The organism is Streptomyces coryli, from assembly GCF_011044975.1.
Taxonomy (GTDB): Bacteria; Actinomycetota; Actinomycetes; order Streptomycetales; family Streptomycetaceae; genus Streptomyces; species Streptomyces coryli.
The window spans coordinates 20023-32022 of the sequence record NZ_JAAKZV010000078.1 but is presented as its reverse complement, the minus strand read 5'-3'; the positions used below and the strand labels follow the sequence as shown (position 1 = coordinate 32022).

Annotated in this window: 11 protein-coding genes and 1 pseudogene; 5 read left to right on the top strand and 7 right to left on the bottom strand. The window is 70.7% G+C overall.

Features of this window, described 5'->3' with window-relative positions; translation table 11 throughout:
- The first annotated feature begins 629 nt into the window (after positions 1 to 629).
- The 3 genes and pseudogenes from G5C51_RS43780 (at position 630) to G5C51_RS43775 (ending at position 1646) form a co-directional block, all read left to right on the top strand.
- Entirely contained in the window at positions 630 to 1073 is a 444-nt protein-coding gene (locus G5C51_RS43780; RefSeq protein ID WP_165238883.1) for a M60 family metallopeptidase, read from the top strand.
- A gap of 29 nt (positions 1074 to 1102) precedes the next feature.
- Positions 1103 to 1156, top strand: a pseudogene (locus tag G5C51_RS44300) (hypothetical protein); the annotation flags it as partial.
- A 154-nt stretch (positions 1157 to 1310) separates the two neighbouring features.
- Entirely contained in the window at positions 1311 to 1646 is a 336-nt protein-coding gene (locus G5C51_RS43775; protein WP_165238881.1) for a M60 family metallopeptidase, read from the top strand.
- On the opposite strand, the gene G5C51_RS42545 is transcribed toward G5C51_RS43775, so the two are convergent.
- A complete protein-coding gene (locus G5C51_RS42545; RefSeq protein WP_206314035.1) occupies positions 1622 to 2317 on the bottom strand; it encodes a hypothetical protein in 696 nt (231 codons plus the stop codon). The two genes, G5C51_RS43775 and G5C51_RS42545, sit on opposite strands and share 25 nt — an antisense overlap.
- A gap of 188 nt (positions 2318 to 2505) precedes the next feature.
- Here G5C51_RS42545 and G5C51_RS43090 point away from each other — a divergent pair, with 188 nt between their 5' ends.
- Together G5C51_RS43090 and G5C51_RS43085 are read left to right on the top strand one after the other, a co-directional pair.
- On the top strand, positions 2506 to 2979 hold the full coding sequence (locus G5C51_RS43090; protein ID WP_240929755.1) for a hypothetical protein: 474 nt from the start codon (positions 2506 to 2508) through the stop codon (positions 2977 to 2979).
- The gene (locus G5C51_RS43085) at positions 2976 to 3272 is read left to right on the top strand and encodes a L,D-transpeptidase (RefSeq protein WP_338118214.1); all 297 of its coding nucleotides are present in this window, start codon (positions 2976 to 2978) and stop codon (positions 3270 to 3272) included. The genes G5C51_RS43090 and G5C51_RS43085 overlap by 4 nt, the downstream gene beginning before the upstream one ends.
- A 563-nt stretch (positions 3273 to 3835) precedes the next feature.
- On the opposite strand, the gene G5C51_RS18935 is transcribed toward G5C51_RS43085, so the two are convergent.
- From G5C51_RS18935 to G5C51_RS18910, 6 genes are all read right to left on the bottom strand, one after another.
- On the bottom strand, positions 3836 to 5950 hold the full coding sequence (locus G5C51_RS18935) for an acyltransferase family protein (RefSeq protein ID WP_165238879.1): 2115 nt from the start codon (positions 5948 to 5950) through the stop codon (positions 3836 to 3838).
- Between the two features lie 230 nt (positions 5951 to 6180).
- A complete protein-coding gene (locus tag G5C51_RS18930) occupies positions 6181 to 6726 on the bottom strand; it encodes a GNAT family N-acetyltransferase (protein ID WP_165238895.1) in 546 nt (181 codons plus the stop codon).
- 650 nt (positions 6727 to 7376) lie between these two features.
- Complete coding sequence (gene arcA, locus G5C51_RS18925) at positions 7377 to 8642, bottom strand: arginine deiminase (protein ID WP_420824828.1); 1266 nt, start codon at positions 8640 to 8642, stop codon at positions 7377 to 7379.
- 49 nt (positions 8643 to 8691) lie between these two features.
- A complete protein-coding gene (locus G5C51_RS18920; protein WP_165238875.1) occupies positions 8692 to 10143 on the bottom strand; it encodes a basic amino acid/polyamine antiporter in 1452 nt (483 codons plus the stop codon).
- Positions 10140 to 10634 (bottom strand): SRPBCC family protein, encoded by a 495-nt coding sequence (locus tag G5C51_RS18915; RefSeq protein ID WP_338118213.1) that lies wholly within the window; start codon positions 10632 to 10634, stop codon positions 10140 to 10142. Before G5C51_RS18915 ends, G5C51_RS18920 begins: the two co-directional genes overlap by 4 nt.
- 126 nt (positions 10635 to 10760) lie before the next feature.
- On the bottom strand, positions 10761 to 11990 hold the full coding sequence (locus tag G5C51_RS18910) for a serine hydrolase domain-containing protein (protein ID WP_165238873.1): 1230 nt from the start codon (positions 11988 to 11990) through the stop codon (positions 10761 to 10763).
- Positions 11991 to 12000 lie beyond the last annotated feature (10 nt).

The window sequence follows — 12000 nt, the reverse complement described above, 5'->3', positions numbered from 1 at the left end:
CCCCCATAGTCACAGGTCAGCGGACAGCGCGCCGTCAATGCCTCCCTCCGTTGCGGCTAAAGCTCGAGTAGTTCGTCGCATCCTCACTGCCGGTAGCAGCCGGGGCTTGCCCGGTGGCCAGGTTGGTGACGGCACCCGTTCGGACCGGTTCACATGTCCGACTCATGCGCCAACTCGGCGCCGCTGTGGGCCCGTCTGCCCCCCCCTGTCGCTCCCGGGAGCGACCCAACGTGTGCTCGCACGCACGCTGACAACACCCGCACCCCACCGCTAGTGATCAGACGGCACGCGTCTTCGGCAACCACCCCGACATCCGCACCACCAGCACATCACCGCCGGTCACGGCCCCACCGCCCCGACCAGCCCTTGTCTTCGGCTCCTGCCGTGGGCGCCATACAGAAGGGTGACTGGGGCGCGTGTCGCGCATTGCGGCCGTCGCGGCCGGGGAGTCAGCAGTGGCCGGGCGCGCCGTCGAGCATCAGGTCGTGCGGATCGCAGGACTTGCGGGCTCGGACGCTCGGTGTGCCGAGTCGCGGATGGGGGCGATGGGTGCACGGACGTTAGGGGTAGGACTGTGGCCGCTGCTGCGGTAACCACGGCCTGCGCGACCCCGCCCGCAAGGCATCGGGGTGCCCCGGTCAGCCCGCCGCGGCGGCCCGATCAACCTCCGCCACCTCGACGTCCGCCCCCGCGCCGAGCACACCAGAACCACGGTGCAGCTCGGTGAGGCGGCGCAGCCGATACCGCTCTACGTCCTTGGCAAGACCGACCACGACGGCCGGCAGCGCATGCTGAAGTCGGCCAAAGCCCTGTACGCCCAGCTGCGCACCGCCCGCGTCCAGCTCACGGTCCCGCTGACCACCGCCTGCCGCCACGCCGAAGCCGAGCAGGACGAGCTCCTGAAGGCCTACGGCGAGGTGGCCGCCGAGGAAGACAAGATCGGCGGAGGCGACGGCGACATGAAACCGACCCCGCTCCTCCAGCAGATCGTCGAATACCGCACCGGCTTCACCGCCCACGCCACCCACGACTGCATCGGCATCCCGACGAGTTCCCGCTCGATCACCTCCTGACCCCGAAGGGCCTGCGGCGGGCCTGGGGCATGTGGCACGAGATGGGCCACCAGCGCCAGCAGGCGAAATGGGAATGGAGCGCGGTGACCGAGCAGACGGTCAACATCAACTCCCTCGCCGCCCAACGCCACTTCAAGACCGACCCCGCGGCCACCGGTCACGGCGGCCGCCCCGGCTGGGAGCCGGCCCAGCGCTACCTGCAGCTGCCGCCCCAGGACCGGAACTTCGACGGCAGTGATGCGGGTCCTGTTCGGCGACGACTTCTACCACCGCCTGCACGCGGCCGCCCGTCCCGCGACCGACAAGACGGCCGGCAACGACGCCGCCAGAAGACACTTCTTCATGGTCGAGGCGAGCAAGGCCGCCCAACACGACCTCACCGACTACTTCACCGCCTGGGGCCTCCGCCCGACCGCAGACACCCGCCGGGCAATCGCCTCCCTCGACCAGCCGGGGGCTTCGCCGGCTTGCCGGACCTTCCAGTCCGGCCAAGTGACCGGCCCTTGGCAGGCATCTGCCAAGGGCCGGTCCGGTGCAATGCCCTGCTGCTACTGCTTGATGCAGATCACGTAGGCCTGCATCGTGTGTTCATTCGTGGTGATGTCGTAGGCGGACCCCTCCCACGTCTGCAGATCAGCCGAGGGCCGGCTGCCGTTGACGTACATCTGAGGGTTGCCCGAGGTCCACACGCCGCCGCCGGTGGCCTTGTCTCCGTCGTCACAGCGGGCAGTGGCGCCGGCCTCCTGCTGGGCCGGCACCTTCTTCACGATGCTCGTGCGGGTGTACATGCTGTCGCCGACGGCCGTGGCGACCTCTTCGGTCGTGGCCTTCGGCCCCTGCTTGCCCTCGGGGCCCTCCTGGCCTTCGGGCCCCTGCTTGCCTTCCGGGCCCTGCTTACCTTCGGGGCCTTGCTTGCCCTCGGGGCCCTGGGGGCCCTCCGGACCGGCCGGGCCACCCGGCGTGCCGGGCTCGCCCTTCTCGCCCTTGAACATCTTGTGGTACTTGTCCGGGTCCTTCTGCAGGAGCGCGTCCAGGTACCGCTCGAGGTTCTTCTCCAGACACTCCTCGCAGTCCAGGGGGCTGCCCGGGCCCGGACCGAAGCGCGACGTATTCTCCTGCGGCTTGTCGTCCGCGGGCGCCGACGTGGCGGCGAAGGCAGGGGCCGGAGCGAGTGCTCCGGCCAGTACGAGTCCGGCGATGCCCGCGATGCCCGCGGAAGCGATATTTCTGATTTCCCTGGCCATCAGGATCAGGGCTTTGACCCCGCGGACCGGGTTGACGCGGTGGCTGAAGCGCCCCGAAACACTCGTTCAGCTGATCAACGCAGGGCCGTTTATCCGACACCCGGGCAAGTGCCCGCGTTTCCGCGCCCCGCGGCGAGAGGCTTCTCCAGGACAGCAATGGATCTCTTCACCAAGGAGACGACGAGTTCATGGGCCCGAGCCTGCGCAGCGCGCGCCAACTGCCGGTACTCCGCGCCCTTTTCCTGGCCCTGGCGGCCGCCCTCATCCCGGCCGGCGGCGCGGTGACGGCCGAGCCGCATGCCGCTGCCCCGCGGCTGACGGTCCCGGACCGGGAGGAGTCGCCGCCGTACGAGAAGGCGAAACGCCCGCCGTTCTGCACCGAGCAGTCCGGCCCGTACCAGAAGCAGCTGGAGCGCCATCTCGGCCTGCCGGTCGACGGCGTGCAGTCCCACGCGGACTGCGCGGCCATCCAGTCCTTCCAGCAGCGCCACGGCATCCGCCACGCGATCGGCTACGCGGGCCGCGTCACCCGCGGCACAGCGGTCCTGCTCGCCGAGCGGGCCCACCCCAACCGCGCCGGCCGCTGCCCGCGCACCGCCGGCCCTGTGATCTGCGTCGACCTGACCCGCCAGCTGCTCTGGTCCAGCGCGAGGGCAAGGTGACCTTGCACGCCCGCCCGATCCGCTCCGGCGCCCCGGGCTACCCGACCCGCATCGGGTGGCACCGCGTCTACCTCCGCGACCGCCACCACCGCTCCTCGCTCTACGACAACGCCCCAATGCCGCACAGCCAGTTCTTCTCGGGCGGCCAGGCCTTCCACGGCCACCACGGCTCGATGTACGCACCCCCGGGCTCACACGGCTGCGTCAACATGCGCGTCGCCGATGCCAAGGCCCCGTGGACAGCGGCACGCAAGGGCACCCGCGTCTTCATCTACGGCCGTAAACCCCGCTGACCACCGTCGGAGACGGCGCCGGCGATCGCCGGCACAGCTGCCCGTCATCGGCGAACCGCAGCGCCCTACAGGCACGGTGGCCTGCATGGCCGTTTGGGGCGCTCCACGCTGAGTGGTGTATTCCTTCCCCCGGATCGGTGCATGTCCCGCGAGTGGGCTCGATGCGTGCCACCGGTGCGGGGATGCTGTTCCGGTTCGGCGGCGCGCGGCATGGTGCGAAGAGGGACATGTTCCCCGCCACGCGGCGTACCGGACTCGCCCTTCCCCCGTGCGTGTTCGCCCCCGGAGTACTCCACGGCTGAACTGCTCGGCCCGACGTCCGGGCTCACCGATGGCGGGTACGCGAAACGCACAGGCCTGGACGACGCGGTGCAGAGCGACACGGGGTTGACAGAACTCGCCGAGGTGCGAGCGAGCGGGCGCCGAACCGTACGGCCGCCGATGGTGACGCGCCGTTCTGGCGGCCCGGCGCCGCGGGTGAGGAGTCAGGTGTCGCCGTCACACTCCGCGGCTGTGTTGGAGGGGGGAGCGAGCTGAGCGCCGTGGGGTATGGCCGTTCCGTCCTAGCTGTTTCCGGCATGTTCAGGAGGCAGTAGTACGCGTCGCAGGTCCGGGGCGAGTTGGCGGGAGTAGGTCGGGGTGAGGTGCAGGTAGTCGCGTCGTACGAGGGTGGTGCCGACGAACATCGGGCAGCGGCCGGCGGCGCAGAACCAGGGGAGCGTCTCGGCGTATTCGGCACCCGTCGCCCGGGCCGTACGCCGGGAGATGGCGGCCACCTCGCGGGCGGCGGAGGTGATGTCGCTGACGCAGTCGCCGGGGTCGTCGGTGCGCGTGGCGCATTCCTGCGGGTCGATTCCCTGCGGCGGCGGGGCCAGCACGACGACCCGGCCGGCGGCCGCGCGCAGCGCGCGGTAGGTGCGGTGGGCGGCGTCCGGCCAGGGGCGGCTGGCCGGGGCGAGCCGGGTGAGGTTGGCCGCGGAGTCGGAGAGGATCACCAGGCCGGGGCGCATCCGCCGGACCTCGGCGAGGGCTTGGCGGCGGTGGCCGGTGCAGTAGCCGTCGGGGCCTTCGCCGGCCATCCATCTGAGGGTGATGTCGGTCTGCGGGCAGCCCTCCAGCGTCAGTCCGCGCACCCGCCATCCGGCGGGTTGCAGCGCCCGGCGGATGCCCGGCAGCCAGGCGATGGCGACCGAGTCGCCCACCACGACCGCGGTCCGGGAGCGCGGGGTGCCGCGCGGGCCGAAGCTGCAGGCAGTGGGGTCGGCGACGGCGGTGCGCTGACAGCCCTGCTTCTGCTCCGGCGGCCGCTGGGCGCCCACCAGCTCGGCCGGGGGATTGAGGTCCGGCCAGGAGCGGGCGGCCAGGGCCCGCCGCACCGCGCTCGTACGCGCCCGGGCGCTCATCTCCCCCGCGCCCGCCGCCGGGACCTCCCGCTCCTTGCCGTCGCTCCGGGCGGCCGCCGGGTCGGCCCGCTGCGCCCGGCTCTCCAGCGCCGCGATCGAGGCGTCGCTGCCGCGTACGACGAGGAACGAGCCGAGCAAGCTCGCCACGACCAGGCCTGCCGTGGCCGCCCGTGCGCGGGCGGTCGAGACCTGCCGCGGGCCGGTGCGGCCGCGCCGGTGGCCGTCCGAGCGCCTGTTGGCGGAGACGCGCAGCGGCTGCTCCACCAGGTGATACGAGGACAGCGCCAGCAGCGGGATCAGCACCAGACACCAGGTCAGGTGCGCCGCGCTGCCCTCGCCGAGCTGCGCCGCCAGGATGACGATCACCGGCCAGTGCCACAGATACAGCGCGTACGAGGCGCCCCCGATGTAGACCATGCCCCGGTTGCCCAGCAGGCGCGGCAGCGGCGGGGCGCCCGCCGTGCCGGAGGCCAGGACGCACAGCGTGGCCAGCACCGGGACGGCCACCGCTCTCGGACCGGCCACCTCCGGCGGCGTCCACACGGCAGCCGCGGCGATCCCGGCCAGGCCGAGCACCAGCAGGACATGGCGGCCGCGCCCGGTCAGCCGCCGGCAGGCCGGTGCGGCCGCGGCCAGCACCGCCCCCGCGCCGAGCTCCCAGCCGCGGCACAGGGCGGAGAAGTACCGGCCGGGCTCGACGTCCCCGGCGGCCAGGAACGCCCAGCCGAGCAGCGCGGCGACGATCACCGCGAGCACCTTGGCCAGTGCCCCCGCACGCGCCCGCCGTCTGGTCAGCGTCAGGCAGACGGCCAGCAGCAGCACCGGCCACACGAAGTAGAACTGCTCCTCCACCGACAGCGACCAGAAGTGCTGCACCGGCGACGGCGGCAACTCCCGCTGGAAGTAATCGGCCTGCTGCCGCTCGAAGTTGATGTTCGCCGCGAACAGCTGCGCCCACACGACATCCACCGCCGCCTGCCGCGCCCGCAGCAGTGGAAGGAACGCCCACGCCGCCACCAGCACGGCGACCAGCACCAGCGCGGCATTCGGCAGCAGCCGCCGGGCCCGGTGCGCGTAGAAGGAACCGAGGGAAATACGCCCGGTCCGCTCGTACTCACGCAGCAGCAGCTGCGTGATCAGGAACCCGGAAATGACGAAGAAGACATCCACGCCGATGAACCCGCCCGCGGGCCAGGCGAACAGATGCCCGCACACCACCAGCAGCACGGCCACGGCACGCAGCCCCTGGACATCGGACCGGTACCGCACACGCACGCCAGGCTCCTCGATCGGCTCGGCCGAGGCCCGTCATCCGCCCCGCCGCACCGATCAGCTACCGCACCGCACCCGGCAAAGGGGCGGCGCCACACGGCACCGCCCCGGACAACCACACCCACGAGGGACGTCCCCGACGCACGTAGCCGTCCGGCGAATCGGTCAAGACCCGCCCCGTGGTCCGCCCATCACTCCGCAAGCAGCGCGAATGCGCTGCGAACGGACGCCCCTCACGGAGTGGTCGCCGGGCGCACCATCTCAACCGCCCGTTCCCTCTGGCCAACGACCGTGAAGCCATGTCGCTCGTACAGTCGTTGGGCCGCGCTGCCTCGGTATACCGCCAGCTCTACCGTGACCCCGGCCCGATCGGCACGCTCCAGCAGCGTGCGCAGTACGGCCGTGCCGACGCCGCGGTTGTGGAGCTCCGGACGGAGGTAGAAGTGCCGCATCCGCCAGCCGGCCGGGACCGGCACGAGCGCCGCGCATCCCGCGAAAGCGCCGTCGACCATGACGATCCACATGTGCTGCGGACTGAAGGTCGCATACAGATACCGCCGCAGCTCGTGCGGATCAAATGCTCCCAGCCGCTCCAGGTCGTCACGCACCACGACGGCCTGCAGGTCCACGATCAACTCGAGGTCGGACGCCTCCGCCTGGCGTAACGACCATTCGATCGGCTCGCACGCCGCGCTGTCGCTCTTTGCACCCTGGCTCACACCGTGATCAACGGCCCAGTCAAGGCGAGGGCACTGGCCCCGAGCCTGGTGGGCGCGCATCACCTGCCGGCACTCCGTGCCCTCGCCTGCGACGAGCGTGGCCGCCGCGACGTCGTATCCGGCGCAGAATGCGGGGTACCAGGACGGGATCCGGGACTGCGAGTGCGGCGCCGGAGACGCCGACCGCTGCACTCAGGGTCGCCCACTCGCCGACGTTACGGGCCGGGCTCCGCCGCGCCAGTGGGTAGATCCCGGCAGCGACCGTCAGCCCGGCCGCCCATGGCGCCCGCTGGAGTCGCTTTCGCATAGCGCCAGCCCAGGCCGGGCCACTTCACCCACAGGGACCGGCCTGATCAGCCCCCCCAGACCGTGACCGGACGCGCTGCCTTCCGTTGGTCATCTCTCCTCCGTCTCATCCGCGCTCCGCGATCCGGACGGCTCGCGGAGCTGCAGCTGAGCGTCAATGATGAAGGCGGCGCTGTTGATCATCTTGAAGGGGCGAGATTTGCTGCGCGCCCCGCCATGCAGCGACAGGCCCAGCCCGAGCGGTAGGGTCCAGCCCCGATCAGGGCCGCCGCCCAGGACGGCTGTCCGCCGGACCCGCCGGGGCTGGTCCGCGCCGCTACGCCGTATGCGACCTCTTCTACCGCCTCAACAGCAACGCCACCAGGCCTGCCCAACGCGACGACACGCTGGGCTGAGGCCGACGCTCAGTACGCCACCGGTTCGCGGACCAGTGGGCACGTCATGCAGTGGCCGCCGCCGCGGCCGCGGCCCAGTTCGGCGCCGACGATGGTGATGACCTCGATGCCGGCCTTGCGGAGGGAGGTGTTGGTCTGGGTGTTGCGGTCGTACGTGAAGACCACGCCCGGCTCCAGGGCGACGGCGTTGTTGCCGCTGTCCCATTGCTGGCGTTCGGAGGCGTATTCGTCGCCGCCGGTCTCGATCACGCGGAGGTCGGGGAGGCCTAGGGCTTCGGCGACGACCGTGGTGAAGGGGCGGGAGCCCTCGTCGGTGACCTCCAGGCCGGGGGCGGTGTCGCTGGGGCGGAGCGAGAAGGTGTGCACGTTGTCCATGATCTTCGGGTAGAGGGTGACGACGTCGCGGTCGACGAAGGTGAAGACCGTGTCCAGGTGCATCGCGGCGCGCAGTTTCGGCATGCCGGCCACCACCACGCGCTCGGCCGCGCCCTGCGCGAAGAGCGCGGCGGCGACCTGGGTGACGGCCTGGCGGGAGGTGCGCTCGCTCATGCCCATCAGCACCACCTTGTTGCCGACGGGCATGATGTCGCCGCCCTCGAAGGTGGCCTGGTCCCAGTCCTGTTCGGGGTCGCCCCACCACACGGTGGCGTCCCGGTAGTCCGGGTGGAAGGTGTAGACGGCCTTCATCAGCAGGGTCTCGTCGTGCCGGGCGGGCCAGTAGAGCGGGTTCAGCGTCACGCCGCCGTAGAGCCAGCAGGTGGTGTCGCGGGTGTAGAGGGTGTTGGGCAGCGGCGGCATCAGATACTCCCGCGCGCCGAGGGACTCGCGGGCGAGGTTGAGGTACTCCGAGCGGTAGTCGTCCGGGAGGTCGTTGGTGGCCAGGCCGCCGATCAAGTACTCGGCGAGCCGGCGGGGTTCGAGCGACTCCAGGTAGGCGCGGGTGTCGTCGACCAGGCCGAGGCCTACCTGGTTCGGGGTGATCTTGCGGTCCAGCAGCCAGGCCTTCGCCGCGCCGATGGCCATGGTCTCGGCCAGCAGCTCGTGCAGCTCGACGACCTCGACGCCGCGCTGGGTGAGCTTGTTGACGAAGTCGGCGTGGTCACGCTGGGCGTTCTCCACCCACATGACGTCGTCGAAGAGCAGGTCGTCGGCGTTGGTGGGGGTCAGCCTGCGGTGGGCCAGGCCGGGCGCGCAGACCAGCACCTTGTGCAGCCTGCCGACCTCGGAGTGGACGCCGAGGCGCTGCCCGGCTGCGGTGTCGTGGCTCGTCACGATCGGCCCTTTCTCAGTGCGGTCCTACGGATCCGGGAGGCGGTCACAGGCATCACAGACTGATCCACCCCGCGGCCAGTGCGATCACGCCCATTACCGCCCCGGCGACCGAGACGGCGAGGATGACCAACTCCCGCGGCGAGAACAGCCGTCGGCCCTGCTCCCGCCGGGCCATGACGAACAAGATCGTGGCCGGGGCGTAGACGATGAAGGACATCAGGAGGTACTTCGCGCCGGCCGCGTAGATGAGGAACGCGGTGTAGAGCGTCGCGAGCACCGCCACGACCAGGTCGCGGCCCTGGCCGCCGCCGTCCACGCTCTGGCTGCGCACCACCTTGACCGCGTACGCCGCCGCCAGCAGGAACGGGATCAGCGACAGCGCACTGGTCATGTTCAGCGCGAAGTTGAACGCGTCGTCCGAGAGCAGCGTGACGATCAGCACGACCTGGGACAGCAGCGTGGACAGCGCCAGCGCGGCCACCGGCACATCGTCCTTCGTGGACCGGGCCAGGAAGCGCGGCATGTCCTCGTCCTTGGCGGCGACGAACAGCACCTCCGCCGCCATCAGCGTCCAGGCCAGATAGGCGCCGAGGACGGAGACGATCAGGCCGACGCTGATGAAGACCTGTCCCCAGGTGCCCACGGCGTGCTCCAGCACCGCGGCCATGGACGGCTGCCGCAGCTCGGCGATCTCGCTCATCGGCATGATCCCGTACGAGACGATCGTCACCGAGGCGAAGATGGCGAAGACGCACAGAAAGCCGAGCACCGTGGCGCGTCCGACATCCTCGCGGCGCTTGGCGTGCCGGGAGTACACGCTGGCGCCCTCGACCCCGAGGAAGACGAAGACCGTCGCCAGCATGGTGCCGCGCACCTGATTGAAGAGCGATCCCGCGTAGTCGGCGCCGCCCCAATTCGCGGCGAACACATCCCATTTGAAGTAGAAGAGCGCCAGCACGATGAAGATCAGGATCGGCACGATTTTCGCCACCGTGACGATCCTGTTGATTGCCGCGGCTTCCTTCACACCCCGGCGGATGAGGAGGAAGAACGCCCACAATCCGATCGAGGAGAGTGCCACCGCCAGCAGGGTGTCGCCTTCGCCGAGCGCCGGCCAGATGGCGCCGACGGTGGACATGATGAGCACCCAGTAGGTGACATTGCCGACGCAGGCGCTGGCCCAATAGCCGAATGCCGAGAAGAAGCCCAGGTATTCGCCGAAGCCGGCCTTGGCGTAGGCGTACACACCGGCGTCCAGGTCCGGCCGGCGCATGGCCAGCATCTGGAAGACGAACGCCAGCATCAGCATGCCGGCACCCGCGATGGCCCAGGAGATCAGCGCACCGCTGACGCCGGTCTCCTCGGCGAACCGCCGCGGCAGCGAGAACACCCCGGCGCCGACCATCGACCCGACGACCATCGCCGTCAGGGTGGGCAGCGTCAGCTTGGCGGCCTTGCTGTCGCCTCCGGCGGGCGCCGCCGTGTCCGGCTCGGTGCTCGTCATGCGGCTTCCTGCCCCGCACCTGCCCCTGCACCCGCACCCGCCGCTCCGGCGGTGCCGCCGTGCTCGCGTACCGCGATCCGGGCCAGTTTCGTCAGCATCATGCCGTTACGGACGGCGACGACGTAATCCACCGGGAGCCCGTGCATACGGCTGCCCGGTCCGCGGAGGGGGTGCCATTCGAGGATGAAGAGCGTGTGCTCGCCCCACGGGGTGAGGTTCATGGCAATGCGGGCGGCGCCGAACGGCCCTGCCTTTGCTTCCAGTTCCAAGCGGCGCTGCGGTTCGCAGATACGGACGACGCATGTGTCGTCGAGGGTCAGCGGGCCGGCGCCGAAGCGGAATTTCAGGCGGGCGCCCACGTCCGGCCACTTCGGGTCGGCGAACAGCACCGACTGGGTTCCGCTCACCCATTCCCCGTAACGGTGGCCGTCGGACAGCAGGCCCCAGACCTCGGACGGTGAGCTGAGGATCAGGCAGCGGTTGCGGGCCACACTGATCACGCACCTTCCGGGATTCACGCGGCCATGCGAACGGTCGTTTCGATTTCATTCACCGTAGCCAGGTGCGGGAATGCATGAGCGGCTGGGATCGGCTGATCGAGTGACGCGGATTGCCGGTCAGTCGTCGATGGCCTGGTAGAGGGTCGTCCAGAAATCGTGGATGGCATGCATCGAGTCGGGGGTGGACATTCCGGTCTGGGTGAACAGGAATCCGGTGAGCTGATGGCCCGGGTCGGCGTAGGCGGTGGTGCCGGTGCCGCCGTCCCAGCCGAACTGGCCGACGGGCGCGTAGTCCCCGCGGAAGGTGCGCACCCCCATGCCAAAACCCCAGCCGCCGTGCTGCCCCTGACCGGGGGCAAGATGGGCGATGCGCCGGTACATGGCGGTGCGGGCGGCTTGCTGCTCGGGCGTGAGGCGGTTGGTGGTCATCAGCTCTACGGCGGGCCGGGACAGGATCCGCTCGCTGCCGTGCATGCCGCCGTTCAGCAGCATCCGGAAGTAGGCGTGGTAGTCGTCGACCGTGGAGGCCAGCCCGCCGCCGGCGCCCTGGAACTTCTGCGGGCGGCTGAATCTGCCGCCTTCCGCCTCGTCCCACACGTGGAACTCGCCCGTCTGCGGGTCGGGCCCGTACAAGGTCGGCAGCCGGTCGAGCTTGCCGGCGGGGACGTGGAAGGCGGTGTCCTTCATCCCCAGCGGATCCAGGACGCGTTCGCGCAGGAAGGTCTCCAGCGGCCGGCCCGTGACCCGGGAGACCAGCACGCCGGCGACCTCGTTGCCGAGGTCGTACTGCCACCGCTCGCCTGGCTGGTACGACAGCGGCAGCTCACCGAGGCGGCGCATCCACTCGTCCGGCTCGGGCGCCGGACCGGAGTCGACGCTGTAGTCGAGCCGCTCGAATGTCGCGGCCCTGATCGGGGAGGCCATCAGGTCGAAATCCATGCCGAGCCCGAACGTGCAGGTCAGCAGGTCGCGTACGGTGATCGGCCGGTTGGCGGGGACGGTGTCGTCCAGCGGGCCGTCGGGCCGCTTGAGCACCTGCCGGTCGGCGAGTTCGGGCAGCCACGGGTCCACCGGCTCGTCCAGCCGCAGTCGGCACTCGTCGAGCAGGACCATCGCCGCCGCCGTCGTGACCGGCTTGGACACCGACGCCATCCGGAAGATCGTGTCCCGGCGCATCGGCGCACCGCCGTCGGCGCGCATCGTCCCCATCGCCTCGACGTGCGTCCGGCCGCCGCGGCTGACCAGGGCGACGAGCCCGGGGATCTTCTGGGACTCGACATGCCGCGCGAGCACCTCGCGCAGGCGGCGCAGCCCTGCCTCGGAGAAGCCGTTCTTGCTTGTCCCCATCATGGATCTC